General features: G+C 66.9%; 10 protein-coding genes and 1 pseudogene. 2 read left to right on the forward strand and 9 right to left on the reverse strand.

Annotated elements, in window-relative coordinates; translation table 11 throughout:
• Positions 1 to 232 precede the first annotated feature (232 nt).
• Positions 233 to 1,726: a YdiU family protein gene (locus NYE40_RS24080; RefSeq protein WP_028598046.1), complete on the reverse strand. Its 1,494-nt coding sequence runs from the start codon at positions 1,724 to 1,726 to the stop codon at positions 233 to 235.
• Between the two features lie 355 nt (positions 1,727 to 2,081).
• Between NYE40_RS24080 and NYE40_RS24085 the strand changes: the two genes are divergently transcribed.
• Positions 2,082 to 2,939, forward strand: a complete 858-nt coding sequence (locus NYE40_RS24085; protein ID WP_028598045.1) for a class II fructose-bisphosphate aldolase — start codon at positions 2,082 to 2,084, stop codon at positions 2,937 to 2,939.
• 97 nt (positions 2,940 to 3,036) lie between these two features.
• On the opposite strand, the gene NYE40_RS24090 is transcribed toward NYE40_RS24085, so the two are convergent.
• The 5 genes from NYE40_RS24090 to NYE40_RS24110 all read right to left on the reverse strand — a co-directional run bounded on the left by NYE40_RS24090 (position 3,037) and on the right by NYE40_RS24110 (position 9,719).
• On the reverse strand, positions 3,037 to 3,267 hold the full coding sequence (locus NYE40_RS24090) for a hypothetical protein (RefSeq protein ID WP_339279125.1): 231 nt from the start codon (positions 3,265 to 3,267) through the stop codon (positions 3,037 to 3,039).
• 73 nt (positions 3,268 to 3,340) lie between these two features.
• Positions 3,341 to 5,482, reverse strand: a complete 2,142-nt coding sequence (locus NYE40_RS24095; protein ID WP_339279126.1) for an ATP-binding cassette domain-containing protein — start codon at positions 5,480 to 5,482, stop codon at positions 3,341 to 3,343.
• A complete protein-coding gene (gene cydD, locus NYE40_RS24100) occupies positions 5,479 to 7,263 on the reverse strand; it encodes a thiol reductant ABC exporter subunit CydD (protein WP_339279127.1) in 1,785 nt (594 codons plus the stop codon). Before cydD ends, NYE40_RS24095 begins: the two co-directional genes overlap by 4 nt.
• A 34-nt stretch (positions 7,264 to 7,297) precedes the next feature.
• Complete coding sequence (gene cydB, locus NYE40_RS24105) at positions 7,298 to 8,317, reverse strand: cytochrome d ubiquinol oxidase subunit II (RefSeq protein WP_028598042.1); 1,020 nt, start codon at positions 8,315 to 8,317, stop codon at positions 7,298 to 7,300.
• On the reverse strand, positions 8,304 to 9,719 hold the full coding sequence (locus NYE40_RS24110) for a cytochrome ubiquinol oxidase subunit I (protein ID WP_339279128.1): 1,416 nt from the start codon (positions 9,717 to 9,719) through the stop codon (positions 8,304 to 8,306). The genes cydB and NYE40_RS24110 overlap by 14 nt, the downstream gene beginning before the upstream one ends.
• 173 nt (positions 9,720 to 9,892) lie before the next feature.
• Here NYE40_RS24110 and NYE40_RS24115 point away from each other — a divergent pair, with 173 nt between their 5' ends.
• The gene (locus NYE40_RS24115) at positions 9,893 to 14,818 is read left to right on the forward strand and encodes a SpaA isopeptide-forming pilin-related protein (protein WP_339279129.1); all 4,926 of its coding nucleotides are present in this window, start codon (positions 9,893 to 9,895) and stop codon (positions 14,816 to 14,818) included.
• Positions 14,819 to 15,051: 233 nt separating this feature from the next.
• Here NYE40_RS24115 and NYE40_RS24120 read toward each other — a convergent pair whose 3' ends face one another.
• The 3 genes and pseudogenes from NYE40_RS24120 to NYE40_RS24130 form a co-directional block, all read right to left on the reverse strand.
• The gene (locus NYE40_RS24120; protein ID WP_028598039.1) at positions 15,052 to 15,396 is read right to left on the reverse strand and encodes a DUF1801 domain-containing protein; all 345 of its coding nucleotides are present in this window, start codon (positions 15,394 to 15,396) and stop codon (positions 15,052 to 15,054) included.
• Positions 15,397 to 15,421: 25 nt separating this feature from the next.
• Positions 15,422 to 16,665, reverse strand: a pseudogene (locus NYE40_RS24125) (RNA polymerase sigma factor).
• Positions 16,662 to 17,096, reverse strand: coding sequence for a YciI family protein (locus NYE40_RS24130; protein WP_339279130.1), 435 nt, complete (start codon positions 17,094 to 17,096; stop codon positions 16,662 to 16,664). The pseudogene NYE40_RS24125 and the gene NYE40_RS24130 overlap by 4 nt, the downstream one beginning before the upstream one ends.
• Between the last annotated feature and the right edge of the window lie 135 nt (positions 17,097 to 17,231).

Genomic DNA, 17,231 nt, shown 5'->3' on the forward strand with positions numbered 1-17,231 from the left:
CGGCTTTCGGGCCCGGGTTCGCCGATCCAAGGCAGGTTTGTGCCTTGGTTTCGGCTTTCGGGCCCGGGTCCGCCCGATCCAAGGCAGATTTGTGCCTTGGTTTTGGCTTTCGGGCCCGGGTTCGCCCGATCCAAGGCAGGTTTGTGCCTTGGTTTTGGCTTTCGAGCCCGGGTCCGCCCGATCCAAGGCAGGTTTGTGCCTTGGTTCGAGCCCGTGGCCTCGGGTCCGGCCCTTACGTCCCGCAGAACGTCCGATACGGACGATCGCTAGCCGGGGCGGCCCCGGCGTATTCCTCTTGCTCAGGCGTATAGGCGTACGGGTCGGCCAGAGCGGCCAGCAGCCGCTCCATGACGCCGAAATCGCCCGTTTCGGCCGCCGCCAAAGCCTCCTCGACGCGATGGTTGCGCGGGATGACGCTCGGGTTGCTGCGGCGCATGAGCGCCTCCGATGCGGCGGCGTCGCCATGACGTCCGCGGCGCTCGCGCCAGCTTCGGAGCCAGTCCGCATACCCGTCGCCGCCCAGCCCGGCCGCCTCAGCCTGCCCGAGCGTCAAGGCGCGGAACGCGTTCGTATAATCCGCGCCCTGCTCCTGCATGAGCCGCAGCAGCCCGGCGGCGAGCTCCTCGTCGCCTTCTTCCGTGCCGAGCAAGCCGAGCTTGTTTCTCATCCCCGCCAGCCAGTGCCCGTGATAGGCGCCCTCGAACGCCGCGAGCGCGCTTTCCGCCAGCTCCAGAGCCTGCTCCTGGTCTTCATGCAGCAGCGGCAGCAGCGACTCCGCGAGGCGCGCGAGGTTCCAGGCCGCGATATATGGCTGGTTGCCGTAGGCATAGCGTCCCTGCGAGTCGATCGAGCTGAACACCGTCGCCGGATCGAACCGGTCGAGAAAAGCGCACGGGCCGTAGTCGATCGTCTCGCCGCTGATCGTCATGTTGTCGGTATTCATGACGCCGTGCACGAAGCCGACGAGCTGCCACGACGCGATCAGCGGCGCTTGACGCGCGACCGTACCCTGCAGCAGCCGCAGCGCGCGGGCGGAGCCGTCCGCTCCCGCCGCCTCGGCCTCGCTCCACCCTTGCGGATCGTGGCGGCGCAGCGCGTAGTCGACGAGCTGCCGCAGCTCGTCCGGCGAGCCCCACTGGGCAGCGAACTGGAACGTGCCGACGCGCAGATGGCTCGCCGCGACGCGGGTCAGCACCGCGCCGGTCTCCAGCGACTCGCGCACGATCTGCTCGCCGGTCGTCGCGACCGCGAGGCTGCGCGTCGTCGGGATGCCGAGCCCGTGCATCGCTTCGCTGATGATGTATTCGCGCAGCATCGGGCCGAGCGCGGCGCGCCCGTCGCCTCCGCGCGAGTACGGCGTGCGCCCGGAGCCCTTGAGCTGGATGTCGCGCAGCCCTCCGGAAGGCGTCCGCTGCTCGCCGAGCAGCACCGCGCGCCCGTCGCCGAGCCGGTTGAAGTAGCCGAACTGATGCCCCGCGTAAGCCTGCGCCAGCGGCTCGGCGCCCTCGGGCAGCCGGTTCCCGGCGAACACCTCCGCTCCGTCCGCGCCTGCCAGCGCGTCGGCATCGAGTCCGAGCTCCTTTGCCAGCGGGCGGTTCAGCACGGCCAGCGCGGGCGCGCGGACCGGCAGCGGATGCTGCCTGGTGAACAGCGTTTCGGGCAGCTCGGCGTAGCCGTTCTCCAGCTGCCAGCCTGCCGCCGCGGCGCTTGCCTTCGTTTCGCTCATGCTTGGATGACCTCCTTGGCCTAGCCAACGTTTCCTCCAGTATACCCCTTGCCGGACGGCGCAAGCGAATCCGCCTCCGGCGGCACCCCTGGAACCGCCTTGCCGCCTGCCCGGATTCCGAAGGAAGCTTGTTCCATATCGCGCATAATTGCCACGCTTTAGCGGAATTTTAAGCCCAATGCCTTCTTTTCGTAACGAATTGCGCGCGATTCCTGTCTGAAATTGCAGGTTCAAAGCCCCTCATTTATGTTAAAATAACGAAAGACAAGCACGGGCCGAGGCCCTACTTTGCCATTCTCATGCCCCGGCATGAGGAGAAACCTGCTGCAGACATCAGACATTAGGAGGAGTTACAATGGCACTCGTTTCCATGAAGGACATGCTCAACAAGGCGCTCGAGGAGCACTACGCGGTCGGCCAGTTCAACATCAACAACCTGGAGTGGACGCAAGCGATCCTCGCGGCCGCCGAAGAAGAGAAGTCCCCGGTCATCCTCGGCGTCTCCGAAGGCGCAGCCCGCTACATGGGCGGCTTCAAGGTCGTGACGAACATCGTCAGCGCCCTGATCGAAGAGATGAAGATCACGGTACCGGTAGCGATCCACCTCGACCACGGCTCCAGCTTCGAGAAGTGTAAGGCTGCGATCGACGCCGGCTTCACGTCCGTCATGATCGACGCTTCGCATCATCCGTTCGAAGAAAACGTGGCGACGACCAAGCAAGTCGTCGAGTACGCGCATAGCAAAGGCGTGTCCGTCGAAGCCGAGCTCGGCACCGTCGGCGGCCAAGAGGACGACGTCGTTGCAGACGGCGTCATCTACGCCGATCCGAAGGAATGCTTCGAGCTCGTGCAGCGCACCGGCATCGACTGCCTCGCTCCGGCCCTCGGCTCCGTGCACGGCCCTTACAAAGGCGAGCCGAACCTCGGCTTCAAAGAGATGGAAGAGATCTGCCAGACGATCAAGCTGCCGCTCGTCCTGCACGGCGGCACGGGCATCCCGACCGAGCACATCAAGCGCTCCATCGGCCTCGGCACGGCGAAGATCAACGTCAACACCGAGAACCAGATCGAGTTCACCAAAAAAGTCCGCGAAATCGTGACGAAGGACCTCGAAGTCTACGATCCGCGCAAATTCCTCGCCCCAGGCCGCGACGCCATCAAGGCGACGGTTCAAGGCAAAATGCGCGAGTTCGGTTCTTCCGGCAAAGCGTAAGGCTCCCAACAAAAGCAAGCCCCTGCTTCCGCTTCGGCGGCGCAGGGGCTTTTTTGGCAACTCTAGCGACGCTTGTCTCGGCACGAACCCGCGCAGATCAAGACTTGGCTTTTTTGAAAATCAGGAATGCCAGACCGATCGCGATCAAGACGATCATCGCACCTATCAGGTAGAGAAGAATCTCCAGATTCCGATTCGCTTCTTCAAGCTGATCAGCCATGGAAGAAACGGACATTCCCATGAATTGAAGCTTGCCCGCTATCTCTTGGTTGGAGCCAGCAGAATTAGTTAGACTTTGAATGATTTGTTGCACATCTTCTTCATTCAATTTTCTAGCACCCCCCAATGACATCCATTTTATTAAAAAAATTCATAATAAAAAATAGGCCGATTCTCCTCTTTCAATCCCTTCGCTTGAAGATGGCCGCTTCACGACGGAAATCGCCCCGGTCCAGCTCCCGCAGCCGCCGATACCGCTCCTCGCGCGCCAGCAGCTCGGCGTGGGTGCCGCGCATCGTGATCTCGCCGCGGTCCAGGAACACGATCTCGTCCATGCGCTCGACGCCGGCGAGATGATGCGTCACCCAGACGATCGTCCGCCCCTCCAGCGCGGCGAAGATCGTCGCCAGCAACTCGCGCTCGGTGCGCGGGTCGAGCCCGGCGGCCGGCTCGTCGAGCAGCACGACCGGCGCGTCCTGCAGCAGGATGCGGGCCAGCGCGATGCGCTGCCGCTCGCCACCGGAGAAGCGCTTGCCCGCCTCCTCCACTCGCGTGGCAAGGCCCAACGGCAGCGACTCCGTCACCGCGTCCAGCCGCGCCAGCGAGGCGGCGCGCGCCACCTCGGCGTCCGTCGCTTCCGGACGGCCGAGCCGGATGTTCGCCGCGATCGTGTCGTCGAACAGATGCGGAGCCTGGTTCAGCACGGCGACCAGCTCCGAGATCCGCTCGCCGTAGTCGGCCGCCGCCCGCGAGCCGATGCGCGCGCTCCCGGCGGTCGGCCTCAGCGCGCCGAACAGCAGCTTGAGCAGCGTCGACTTGCCCGCGCCGCTCGGGCCGAGCACGGCGATTTTCGCGCCCTGCGGCAGACAGAGATCGACATGCTTCAGCGCGCAGGCCGCTTCGCCGCCGTAGCGATAGCCGGCGTCCCGAAGCTCGACCGTCACCGCCGACGGGCGGCGCAGATGCAGAGCGCTCCCTTCGTCAGCCGTCCCTCGGAAGCTTCTATCCCTGCGCCGCCGCTCCGATGCGTCAGCCTTCTGCAAGCGCTCGATCCCCAATCTCCGCTCCGATCCTTCAGCCTTCTGCAAGCGGTCGATGCCCGGTCCCCGCCCCGATACGTCAGCCTTCTGGAAGCTCTCGCTCCCCAGTCCTCGCTCCGCCGCAGCGGCCGTCCCGCTCCATCCGCCTCCCCCCGCCAGGCCGAATGCGCCGCCGGATACTCCGCCCGTCAGCCCGTTCCGTACCGACCCCGCTGCCGCAAGCTCTCTAGCATGCTTAACTGCATCTCCTTCTCTATTCTCCTTCTTTATCTCGAATTCTCTTATTTCCTCGGTAACATTTTGTATGACCGAGTAATCCTCTCCGTTCATTCCCGCCTGCTGCAAGCCTCTCAGCCGCTCCAGCGAGCGGCGATAAGCGGGGATGCGCTCCGCCGCCTCGGACAGCGGCAGCCAGGCGTCCGCCAGCGGAAACACCGCCAACGCGAACGCGGCGATGAGCGTCGGCTCAAGCCGCCCGGCTCCCGCCTCGCCGCCCGCCCAGGCGACGACGGCGACGACGGCGAAGCCGACGAGCGCCTGGCCGAGCAGCTGGCGGCGGCGCGCCCACTGGCGCAGCTCGCCGTCGGCCGCCGCGACGAAACGCTCGTCGTCCTCGTAGCCGACGAGGAAGCGCGCCTGCTGCCCGCTCAGCATCCAGTCGTCGAGTCCGAGCACGGCGTCGGTCAGCGACCGGTACAAGCGGGCCCGACGCTCCTTGACCTGCCGCTGGGCGCGGCGCGTCCGCAGCAGCGAGACGAGCGGCAGCACGGCGATCAGCAGCAGCAGGTACAGGCCGGCCAACAGAGCGAAGCCGGCATCGAAGCGGCCGAGTCCCGCGACGACGGCGGCGTACAGCGCCAGCGCCGCAGCGACCGGGAATACGACGCGCAGGAATACCTGCTGCAGCTGCTCGATGTCCTCGGCGAGCAGCCCGAGCAGGTCGCCCGTGCGGCAGCGCGCCGCCAGCTCCATCGCCTGCGGCGCCAGAATTCGATACAGCCGCACGCGCATGCTCGACAGGATGCGCAGCACCGTGTCGTGGCTGCACAGCTTTTCGACATAGCTCAGCACGGCCCGGCTCGTGCCGAAGGCGCGCACGCCGACGATCGGGACGTAGACCATGAGGATGTTCTCGATCGGAGTGGACGACTTGGAGATGAGGAAGCCGGACGTGAACATCAGCGCCGCGGCGGCGAAGACGGTCAGCGTGCCGAGCAGCAGCGACAGCAGCATCCGCCACCGGTAGAGGGACAGATACGGTGCAATCCAGCGCGGCCGGCTCATGCGCTCTCCTCCCATCCGGCCGTGGCCAGGTCATAGTAGGCGCCGCGAAGCGCCATCAGCTCCTCCGGAGTGCCGGACTCGACGATCCGGCCGCCGTCCAGCACGACGATGCGGTCCATCTGCTCCATCCAGTGCAGCCGATGGGTCGCGAGCACGACGAGCCGCCCTTCAAAAAGAGGGAGCATCGACGGCTTGAGCTCATACTCCGTCTCGATGTCCAAATGAGCCGTCGGCTCGTCGAGCAGCACGATCGGCCGCTGTCCGAGCAGCGCCCGCGCGAGCGCCACGCGCTGCCGCTGGCCGCCGCTCAGCTGTCGGCCGCCCTCGCCGATCGGCTCCTGCAGGCCGAGCGGCAGCGAGCGCAGCAGCGGCCCGAGGCCGGCGGCCCGAGCAGCGGCGGCCGTCGCCTCATCCGTCGCCTCCGGCTGGTACAGCCGGATGTTGTCGCCGAGCGTGCCGCCGAACAGATGCGGCCGCTGCGGAATGTAGGAGATCTGCGAACGCCAGCCGTCCGCCGTCAAGCCGCTCCAGCGACGGCTCTCCAGCACGGCCGAGCCTTCCGTCGGAGCGAGGAAGCCGCCCAGCACGCCCAGCAGCGTCGACTTGCCCGCGCCGCTCGCTCCGACGATGCCGACGCGCTCGCCGGCGCGCAGCTCCAGGCTGACGCTCTCCAGCGAGGCCGGACCGTCGCCATGCCGGACGCCGACGCCCTCCAGCCGCAGGCGGCTGTGCGGCCCCCAGGCGAACGGATCGCGATACGGGGGAAAAGCCCCGCCTTCCGCCTCTGCTCCCTCTGCTTCCGTCCGCTCCGCCGCCATGCCGAGCAGCCTCGCCTCCGGCGCCGGCATCTCGATGACGGCGCGCATCGCCTCGCCGGCCTCCTTGCCGTCGAGCGTGGCGTGGAAGTCCGCGCCGACCTGGCGCACCGGCAGGAAATACTCCGGCGCGAGGATCAGCACCGTGAGCGCGGTGACGAGCTCCATCTGGCCGTTCACCAGCCGCACGCCGAGGCTCACCGCCACCGAGGCGACCGACAGCATCGTGAAGAAATCGAGCGCAAACGAGCTGAGGAACGCCACGCGCAGCGTCTTCATCGTCGCCGCCCGGTACCGCTCGCTGACGTCCTCGATGCTGCGGCGATGCGAGCGGCTGCGGCCGAGCACGAACAGCGTCTCCAGCCCCCGCAGCGAGTCGACGAAGTGGCCCGCGAGCCGCCGGTACGTCGCCAGCTGGCGGTCCATCTGCCCGCGCGCGGTCATGCCGATCAGGATGAGGAACACGATCAGGATCGGCAGCGTCACGAGCAGGATGAAGGCGCTCAGCCGGTCGAGCGCCAGCACGCAGACGAGCAGCAGCGCCGGCGTCGCCGCCATGCCGGCCATCCGCGGCAGGATCAGCTCGAGGTAGGCGCGGAACTTGCCCGTCCCCTCCAGCGCGAGCGTCACCCAGCCGCCGACGCCTAGGTCGCCGGCAGCTCGGGAGCCGAGCCGCAGCAGCCGCTCCAGCATCGCCCGCCGCAGCGCGGCGGCCGTCGTTTCGGCGAACCGCCAGGCGATGCGGGCGGACAGCGCCGCGCAGCCATGCCTTCCCATGAAAGCAAGAAGGAACAACAGCGCCGGGCGCCATTGCTCCTTCGCCGGTTGTCCCGCGAACAGCGAGGAGACGGCCTCCGCCAGTCCCGCCGCCGCGAGCGCGATGCAGGCGGTCTGCAGGACGGCAAGCGCGCCGATGAGGCCCAGCGCCTTGTGGATTCCTTTGTACGTCAGCAAGTTCCGGTCCATCCGCGCTCACCGTCTCCTTCGTCTTGATCTCGTTCTAGTATTCCAGATGATCCTTGGCATGGAGGCGCTTGTGGAAGATGAAGTAGCTCCACGCCTGATAGCCGAGCACGAACGGCAGCAGCGTCAGCGCCACGATCGTCATCACCTTGAGCGAGTAGGCGCCCGATGCCGAGCCGGCGACCGTCATGCTGTAGGCGGCGTCGAGGCTGCTGACCATGACCCGGGGGAACAGGCCGACAAAGACGGACGACACCATCGCCGCGAGCGTCAGCCCCGTCATGCCGAACGCCCAGCCGTCGCGGCCGGCGCCGGCCAGCCGCCAGGCGAGCGCGAGCGCCGCCGCGCCGACGGCGCAGAGCGCGTAGAGGAGCGGCCCGCGGACGTCGAAGATGTCCGTCTCGAATGCGGTCGCGGCGACGAGGCCGGCGAGCGCCACGCCGGTCGGGAGCAGCAGCAGCCGGGCGCGCCGCCGCGCCCGCTCCTGCAGCTCGCCCGTGACGCGCAGCGCCGTGAACAGCAGGCCGTGCACATTGCACAGCAGCACGACGGCGATGCCGGCGAGCACCGTATAGCCGTTCACGATGTCGCCCAGCAGCGAGGCATGCATCTCCATGTCGGCATCGATCGGCAGGCCGCGGATGAAGCAGGCGAACACGACGGCCAGCAGGAACGGCGGCAGGAAGCTGCCGGTCAGAATCGCGGCGTCCCATGTCCTTTTCCAGCCCAGGCTCTGCGCCTTGCCGCGGAACTCGAACGCCACGCCGCGCAGGATGAGGCCGAGGAGAGCGAGCACGAACGGCACGTAGAAGCCGCTGAACAGCGTCGCGTACCAGTGCGGGAACGCCGCGAACATCGCACCCGCTCCCGTCAGCAGCCAGACCTCGTTGGCGTCCCAGAATGGGCCGATCGAGTTGATCATGACGCGCCGCTCGGATTCCGTGCGGGCGAGCAGCTGCGACTGCATGCCGACGCCGAAGTCGAACCCTTCGAGGAAGAAGAAGCCGACGAACAGGACGCCGATCAGGATGAACCACAGATCGCTAAGCGTGAGCATGAGGCGCCTCCTTTCCCGGGCGGCGCGGCGGCAGCGGCCCCGAATCCGCCTCTTCTTCCGCCGACGCGTAAGGCCCTTTCTGGATGACCTTCACGAACAGGTACACGAGCACGGCGGCCAGCGCCGCGTAAATGCCGTTGAATACGATCAGCGAGAACAGCACCTCGCCGGCGGTGACGCCGGGGCTCACGCTGTCCGCCGTCGTCATCAGGCCGAACACCGTCCACGGCTGGCGGCCGAACTCCGTCATGCACCAGCCGGCCGTATTGGCGATCGGCGGCAGCAGCAGGCCGGCGAAGCAGAGCCGCAGGAACCCGCGCCCCATGCCGGCGAGCTTTTGGCGCCAGATGAGCCACGAGGCGTACATGCCGATGAAGATCATCGCCATGCCGGCGGCGACCATGATGCGGAAGCTCCAGAACGTCGTGCGCACCGGCGGGATGTAATCGCCCGGGCCGTACTGCTGCTCGTACTCGGCCTGCAGCTCGTTCATCCCTTTCACCTCGCCGCTGAAGCGGCTGTAGGAGAGGAAGCTGAGCAGATATGGAATCTGCAGCTCATGCTTGCTCACCTTGTTGTCGGGATCGATGCTGGCGACGACCGTCCACGCGGCCGGATCGCCGCTCTCGCCCCACAGCCCTTCGGCGGCGGCCATCTTCATCGGCTGCGTGTGCACGAGGTACTGCGCCTGCCAGTGGCCGGCGAAGGCGATGAGGATCGAGGAGCTGACAGCGACGAGCGCGGCGATCTTGAACGACCGGAGGAAAAAGTCCGCGTCCTGCCGCCGCAGCAGCTTCCAGGCGCTGATGCCGAGCACGAGGAACGCCCCGGTGGCGAACGCGCCGAACACCGTATGCGGGAACTCGACGAGCACCTGGCCGTTCGTGACGAGCGCCCAGAAGTCGTTCATCTCCGCCCGGCCGTTCGTGATCGCGAAGCCGACCGGATGCTGCATGAACGAGTTCGCCGTGAGGATCCAGAAGGCGGACATCGTCGTGCCGAGCGCGACCATCCAGATGGACAGCAGATGGACCTTCTTGGACACTTTATCCCAGCCGAAGATCCAGATGCCGATGAACGTCGACTCCAGGAAAAACGCCAGCAGCGCCTCAACCGCGAGCGGCGCGCCGAACACGTCCCCGACGAAGCGCGAGTAGTCCGACCAGTTCATGCCGAACTGGAATTCCTGCAGGATGCCCGTCACGACGCCGATCGCGAAGTTGATCAGGAACAGCTTGCCCCAGAATTGGGCCATGCGCTTGTACGTCTCGTCTCCCCGGCGCACGTAGAGAGTCTCCATGATCGCGAGCAGCAGCGCGAGCCCGATGCTGACCGGCACGAAGAAAAAGTGAAAAATCGTCGTCGACGCGAACTGAAGCCGCGACAGCTCAACCACATCCATGCTTTCCCCTTCTTTCGACCTAAATGGGTGAGGCTTCTAGCTGGGTCTATTGTGCCAGCAATCGCACGCCGGGGTTGTGATGGAAATCACAAGGCCGACGCAAGGGGCATGAGCCCAGCCTCGCCGTCATAAGCTGAACGGATGGTCATCTTTTGCAAAGGCAGGTGGCTCCGTTGCCCGGACCCGAATCCACGGTCTTGTTCATCGCCAACACGCAAGGCAACGACATGTCGGTCGTCTCGGTGTTCAGCCGGGTGGAGATCGCTCGATTTCCGGTCGGCCAGACGCCGCGTTACGTCGCAGCCAGCGAGGATATACGACGCGTCTTCGTGACGCTGGAAGGAGATAATGCGGTCGCCTTCATCGAAGCGGAAGGATTTTATCCGTTCTACAGCGCTCCGGTCGGCACGGCTCCGGTCGGCATCGATCTGACGCCGGACAGCCAGCTGCTGTACGTCGCCAACTCCGGCAGCGCCGACGTATCGGTGCTGAGCGCGCTGAACGGCAATCTTGTCGCCACGATCGCGATCGACCCGGCGTTCGGAGCGCCTCAGAAGGTCGCCGCCGCGAACAGCGGCCAGCGCGTGTATGTCACGACGACCGGCGGCTACGTCACCGTCATCGACGTGCCGACACAGTCGGTGCTGGCGACGATCGATCTCGGCGATCCGGCGGGAGGATACGCCGTCGCCGTCGACTACGGCAGCAGCCGCGTCTATGCGGGCAGCGCCGAGGGCATCCGCGTCATCGATGCGCTGTCCAACACGATCATCGCCACGATAGCCGTTCCCGAGCCCGTGAACAACCTGGCGACGCAGCCCTACGGCTCGCGGCTCTATGCGACCGGCACGGAGGGCACGGTCTACGGCATCGATCCCGACTCGGGCACGATCGTCGGCTCGGTCGTCTTCGGCAGCGGCTCGGTTCCGCAGGATATCGTCGCGTCGTCCTACGGCGAGGTGTATGCGACGCTGCAGGGCTTCGACGAAGCTGTCTTCCTTGACTCCAACGCCCAGTACGAGTTCGGTCGGACCCCGGTCGGTCCCGCTCCCGAGGGCATCGCCATCCTGGAAAACTTCAACGCGACTGGGGCGGTCGAGCTGTTCAAGCGCGACGAGTTCGGCAACCCGCTGCCGGGAGCCGGCATCCGGGTCGTCGGCCTCACCGTTCCCTACGACTCCTTCAATCTGACCGACTACGCCGGCCGCATCTTCCTCGGCGACCTGCCGCTCGGCGAATACGAGATCGCGGAAATCATCCCCCCTCCCGGCTACGAGCCGGTTTATTACCCGTACCGGTTCTCGATTCTCAAGCCGGGCGAATACCAGGTCATCGAGATCGTGAATTTCCGCGCGATCGTCGAGTTCTTCCTGCGCAAGCTCGATGCCGAGACGGGAGTCCCGATTGCCGGAGCCGAATTCCGCTTCTCCGGCCCGGACGTCCTGTACGTCGTCACCGACGCCAACGGCCAGGCGGTCGCCATCCTGCAGCCGGGAATCTACCTGGTCGAAGAAACGCAGGCGCCGGAAGGCTATGAGCCGGTCGAGCCGTTCTACGTCGACACGTATTACGAAAACTACCGCGAAGTGCTGGACCAGCGGCGCTTCGAGCCGAGCGTGGCCATCATCAAGAGCAGCGGAGGCGTTTCCTCCGCGCGGCCCGGCGACTTGATCCCGTACACGATCGAGGTCATCAACACCGGCAACACCGTGCTCCACAGCCTGGTCATCTCCGATCCGATGCTTGGCTTCGAGGAGCTCGTCGATCAGCTCAATCCGGGCGAGAGCCTGTTCTTCTCCGTCCCCTATCTCGTCCAGCCGGGCACGCCGGCCGGCCTGCTCGTCAACGTAGCGACGGCCGTCAGCGAGGAAGCCTCCGCCGAGACCGAGGCTGCGGTGGAGATCGTGCCGGTGCCGGAGCTGCTGCTGGCCAAGCGGGCCGACCGGCCGGCCGTCGTCGAAGGCGGAGAGGTCATCTATACGATCGAGCTGACCAACGCCGGCAACGTCCCGCTGACGAACGTGCAGTTCTCCGACTCCCTGCTGCCTGTGCCTAGCGGCCCCGTGTCGCTCGCGATCGGGGAGACGCAGGAGGTGGTCCTGTCGATTACGGCCGGCCCTCCGTTCATCGTGGACGGCCGCATCACCAACGTCGTGACGGCGACGAGCGACCAGACGGCGCCTGTGCAGGACTCCGCCGTCGTGCTTGTGCTGGCTGGACCGGAAAGCCTGCGTCTGGTCAAAAGCGTCTCGCCCGCCTCGGTCCGCCTCGGGGAGACGGCCGTAATCGAATTCGAGCTGATCAATACCGGCAGCATCACCTTGACAAACGTCACGCTCCGCGACTCCGTGCTCGGCCTGACGCTGACGTTCGATCAGATTCTGCCCGGAGAATCGGTGCTCTACCAGCAGCCCTACACGCCGGACGCCGTGCCGCCCGGCGGGGTGCTCACCAACCTCGCGGCGGCGATATCCTTGGGACCGGAGGGAGAGGTCACCAGCAACGAGGCAAGCGCGTCGCTCCAGATCATCGCCGTGCCGGCGCTCGTGCTGTCCAAGACGGCCGACCGCTCCGAGGTCATCCAGGGCGGCACGGTCGAGTATGCGATCAGCGTCGTCAACGTCGGCGACGTGCCGCTGACGAACGTGCGCATCGCCGACGTGCAGCTGGGGCTGAACGAGACGATCCTGTCGCTTCCTTCCGGGCAAGAAGTGTCGTTCACCCGCATCTTGACCGTGCCGCTTTCCGTGCCGCCCGGCACGCTGCTCATCAATACGGCGACGGCTCTCTCGACCCAGACCGGGCTGCAGGAGGATACGGCCGAGGTGCTCGTGCTGCCGTTCTACCGCCTTGAGCTCGAGAAGCTCGCCGACCGGACGGTCGCGCTGCCGGGCGAGACGATCCAGTACCGCATCGTCGTGACCAACGCAGGCGGGGCCGATCTGACGGCCGTATTCATCCAAGACGCGCTGCTGTCGATCTCCGAGTCGATCGACCGGCTTGTGCCGGGCGAGCAGGTCGTTCTGGCCGGGGAGACGACCGTGCCGCCGTTCACTCCGGAAGGTACGGTCATCGCCAACGTGGCGACGGCCGCTTCCGATCAGACGCCGCTTCAGAGCGCGGACGCCACGGTGACGGTCGGTCCTCTGCCCGCCCTCGCCTTCCAAAAGACGGCGAGCGTGCCGACCGCATTGCCCGGCGACACGATCCTCTACACGTTCACGCTGCTGAACATCGGCAACGTCCTGCTTACGAACGTGCGCGTCACCGATCCGCTGAGCGGGCTCGACAGCGTCGTGCCGACGCTAGCGCCGGGCGGCGAGATCAGCCTGACCGCGACGTTCGTCGTGCCGGCCGACGCGCCGCCGCAGACGGTGCTGGTCAACACCGCCGTCGCCGCCTCCGACCAGACCGCACCGCTCGAGGCTTCGGCGCGCGTCGCTATCGCTCCGGCCTCCGCGCTGACGATCGTCAAGACGGCGGACCGTGCGGAAGCGGCTCCGCTGGAGGCGATCGCCTATACGATCGTCGTGACCAATGCCGGACCGGTCCGCGTGACGAACGTGCTCATCGAAGACGACGAGGCCGGCGTTCAGCTGCGCGTGCCGCTGCTCGAGCCGGGCGAGTCGATCGTCGTCCCGGCGGCGCGCATCGTGCCTCCCGGCCTGGCGGCCGGAACCGTGCTGGACAATACGGCCTATGCCCTTTCCGACCAGACCGCTACCGTCTCGGCGACGGCGCAGGTCGCGGTGTCGGCGGCGCCGCAGCTGGCCGTGTTCAAGGCGGTGAGCGTCCCGGCGGCGTTCCCCGGAGAGACCGTCGTCTACTCGGCGACCGTACTCAATACCGGCAATACGACGCTCACGAACGTCGTGCTGACCGACTCCCGCATCGGACTGGAAGCTCGGCTGGCAGTGCTGGAGCCGGGAGCGTCGGAGTCGTTCCGCCAGCCGTACGAGATTCCCGAAGATGCCGTCGCCGGCTCCGTCATCGACAACACGGCTGCCGCCGTCTCCGACCAGACGGCTCCGGTATTGTCCAGCGTCTCGCTCACGGTGCGCTCAGGCTTCAGCCTGACCGTGGAAAAGTCCGTCGAGCCGTCGTCCGCGCTGCCGGGAGAGACGGTGCGCTTCGCCATCGCCGTGCGCAACGCCTCCAATGCGCCGGTCACGAACGTCCGGCTCGTCGACCAGTTCATCGGCTTCTCCCAGCTCATCACGGAAATTCCGGCAGGCCGCAGCGTCGTACTGTTCGCCGACTACCGCGTGCCCCGCACCGCAGCCGGCGGCTCTGCGATCGTCAACCGTACGACCGTAGTCAGCGACCAGACGCCGCCGCTCCAGGCAGCCGCCAGCATCTCCGTGCGCGCGCTGCCGCTGCTGCTGCTGGCCAAGACGGCCGTTCCGGCCCAGGGACGGCCGGGGCAGACGATCGCCTTTCAGATTCGGCTGCGCAACATCGGCAACGTGCCGCTCAGCCCGCTGCGCTTGACCGACCCCCTGCTCGGCATCGATACGGTCGTGTCGGTGTTCTCCAGCGGCTCGCCGACCTCCATCGTCGGCGCCGGAGGCACCGTCTCCGTTCCGTACACGATTCCCGAGACGGCGGTGCCCGGCTCCACGATCGTCAACACGGTGCGCGCTCATTCGCCGCAGACCGATCCGCAGTCGGCGGAAGCGGCCGTGCTCGTGCTGCCGTCGCTGCTGCAGGTGCGCAAAAGCGCCGACCGCCAGACGACCTACCCGGGCGATGTCGTGCGGTTCCGGATCGAGGCGCGCAACGTCAGCGACCGGCCGCTGGCGAATCTCGCGCTATTCGACCGGCTGCAATCGGGCCTGCAGCTCGTGCCGGACAGCCTCGTCATCGCCGGCGTCAAGGCTCCGCGCCAAACGCTCGAAGGCGCGTCGCTCGGCGACCTCGCGCCAGGCGCGGCGGTCGAGGCTTCGTTCCAGGCGCGCGTGCCTGCCTCGCTGCAGGCGCATCGCATCGCCAATTTCGCTTCGGTGCGCTACTCCTTTGTCCGCGTGTCCGGCAGCCTGGAGCGGGCCTCGGCGCGCTCCAATACGGTCGAGCTGACGGTGACAGAGGAAGAAGAATAAGAATAAGCCTCGACGTCAAAAAGGCTGTGCCCGGTCCGCCGAAGCGGATGTCGGGCACAGCCTTTTTCAAAACATGCGGCATGAGAGTCGTCGAGCTTTGCTTGCGGCAGCTTCGGGCACAGCAACGAGGACGCTCCACGTCTCCGGGAGAGCGGCCGCCGGATTCTTGTCCGTTCTCGGCCCAGCCCCGCGCTTGCCGGTGCGAGCTGCGCGCCCGCCGGCTTCCTCTTCGTTCAGCCCAGCCCGGCGCTCGCCTGCGCGAGCAGCGGCGCCAGCAGCTCCGTCTCCACGGCGTCGCCTTTGCGCAGCTTGATCGTCTTGCGCTCCGGAGGGCCGTCGAAGCGGCCCTCCGGCAGCTCCAGCCCTTCGGCGTTGAAGATCGTAAAGCTGACGGCGTCCTTGGACGTCGAGATGACGGCCGCATACTTGCCGTTTTTCAAGAAATGAGGCTTCTTGTACTGGATGCGCTCCTGCACGTCCGGGATCGTATCGTGCACGAGCTGCCGCAGCTCGGCGGACCGCTCCGCTTGCCACGGCTCGTTCAGGGCTTCCAGGAATGCGGTTACTTCGGGATTCATAGAATCTCTCCTCGACGTGATAGATTTAGATCGCTTCGCAGCCCGCCGCCTGCTCCAGCAGCAGCTCGCGCTCGCGGCCATTGCGGGTAAGACCGGCCGCACGCTCGAATTCGGCGCGAGCCTCTGCGGACCGACCGAGCCGCAGCAGCAGCTCGCCGCGCACGCTCGGCAGCAGGTGGTAGCCGGCGAGCTCGCCGCGCCGCTCCAGCTCGTCGGCGATCGCCAGGCCGATCGCCGGCCCGAACGCCATCGCCACGGCGACCGCGCGGTTCAGCTCGACGACCGGTGACGGCTGGCATTGCATCAGCGCCTCGTACAGCGCCGAGATGCGCACCCAGTCCGTCTCCACCTCGGACGGAGCCTCCGCATGGCAGGCGGCGATCGCCGCCTGCAGCAGATACGGCCCGTAGCGCCGGCCGAGCGAGCGCCCCCGCTCCAGCGCCGCCAGTCCGCGCCGCAGATGCAGCCGGTCCCAGCGGGCGCGGTTCTGGTCGCGCAGCCGGACGAGCCGGCCGTCCGGCGCCACCCGCTGGCCGAGCCGCGACGACTGGAGCTCGAGCAGCGCGCGAGTCCGTGGACCTCAGGCTCGCCGGGCATCAGCTCCGCAAGCACGCGGCTCAGCCGCAGCGCCTCCCGGCACAGCAGCGGCCGCAGCAGGTCGTCGCCGGACGTCGCCGCGTACCCTTCATTGAACATCAGATACAGCGCCTCAAGCACGGCGGACAGCCGCTCCTGCAGCTCCCGCCCCTCCGGCAGTTCGAACGCGACCTGCTTCGCTGCCAGCGTCCGCTTGGCGCGCACGATCCGCTGGGCGATCGCCGGCTCGGCGGCGAGATAGGAGCGGGCGATCTGCTCCGTCGTCAGGCCGCACAGCAGCCGCAGCGCCAGCGCGACGCGGGCTTCCTGAGCCAGCACGGGATGGCAGGTCAGGAAGATCAGCCGCAGCAGGTCGTCGCCGACGCCTCCGTCAAGCTCCGGCTCATCCTCCGCATAGAGCGGCATATGGCCCGCCAGCTGCTCGTACTTGCGCTCCCGCAGCTGGCTGCGGCGGATGAGGTCGATGCCGCGCCGCCGCGCCGTTGTCATGAGCCAGGCGCCCGGATTGTCGGGGATGCCGGTTTGCGGCCATTTTTCCAGCGCTGCGACGAGCGCGTCCTGCGCCAGATCCTCGGCGATGCCGACATCCCGAGTCAGGCGGGTAAGCGCGGCGATCAGCCTGGGCGCCTCCATGCGCCACACCGCCTCGATCGTCTGGCGAACCTCGCTCATTCCCGGCGCTGGCCCTCCACCTGCCGCCGCAGCTCCCGCTCCCGCTGCTGCCACTCGGCATCCGGCGTCAGCTCCTCCGGCTCGAACACCTGCCGCAGCTCGATCTGCCCCTGTCCTCCGCCATGCGGGTCCGGCATGCGCATCGCCCATTGGATCGCTTCCTCGCGCGACTTGACCTCGATCAGCGTGTAGCCGGCGATGATTTCCTTCGTCTCGGTGAACGGTCCGTCCACCACCTTCGGCTTGCCTCCAGGTTCCGGGTAGCTGATGCGGATGCCGCTCGCGCTCGCCTGCAAGCCGTCCGCCGCCAGCAGCACGCCCGCGCGCGCCAGCTCCTCGTTGTAGCGCTGCATCGCCTCGATCAGCTCCGGGGCCGGCAGCACGCCGGCTTCGGAATCGGTCGTTCCTTTGACGATCATCATGAATCTCATCGTTCATCCTCCTTTGGTTGCGGGAGCCGCGGCTCCCTTCCTATCAACACGTCGATCACGGCGCGGAGGAATCGACATCGCGTCCTCTCTTTTTTCGCGCCCACCCTTTCCTATCCCTTCCAATTGCGGAGAGTT

Source organism: Paenibacillus sp. FSL W8-1187 (assembly GCF_037965485.1).
GTDB lineage: Bacteria > Bacillota > Bacilli > Paenibacillales > Paenibacillaceae > Paenibacillus_O > Paenibacillus_O pasadenensis.

What these genes read in the sequence shown, in the direction of transcription:
- NYE40_RS24080 (WP_028598046.1), bottom strand. Translation starts at nt 1,726, where the DNA reads ATGAGCGAAACGAAGGCAAGCGCCGCGGCGGCAGGCTGGCAGCTGGAG.
- NYE40_RS24085 (WP_028598045.1), top strand. Translation starts at nt 2,082, where the DNA reads ATGGCACTCGTTTCCATGAAGGACATGCTCAACAAGGCGCTCGAGGAG.
- NYE40_RS24095 (WP_339279126.1), bottom strand. Translation starts at nt 5,482, where the DNA reads ATGAGCCGGCCGCGCTGGATTGCACCGTATCTGTCCCTCTACCGGTGG.
- cydD (WP_339279127.1), bottom strand. Translation starts at nt 7,263, where the DNA reads ATGGACCGGAACTTGCTGACGTACAAAGGAATCCACAAGGCGCTGGGC.
- cydB (WP_028598042.1), bottom strand. Translation starts at nt 8,317, where the DNA reads ATGCTCACGCTTAGCGATCTGTGGTTCATCCTGATCGGCGTCCTGTTC.
- NYE40_RS24110 (WP_339279128.1), bottom strand. Translation starts at nt 9,719, where the DNA reads ATGGATGTGGTTGAGCTGTCGCGGCTTCAGTTCGCGTCGACGACGATT.
- NYE40_RS24120 (WP_028598039.1), bottom strand. Translation starts at nt 15,396, where the DNA reads ATGAATCCCGAAGTAACCGCATTCCTGGAAGCCCTGAACGAGCCGTGG.
- NYE40_RS24130 (WP_339279130.1), bottom strand. Translation starts at nt 17,096, where the DNA reads ATGAGATTCATGATGATCGTCAAAGGAACGACCGATTCCGAAGCCGGC.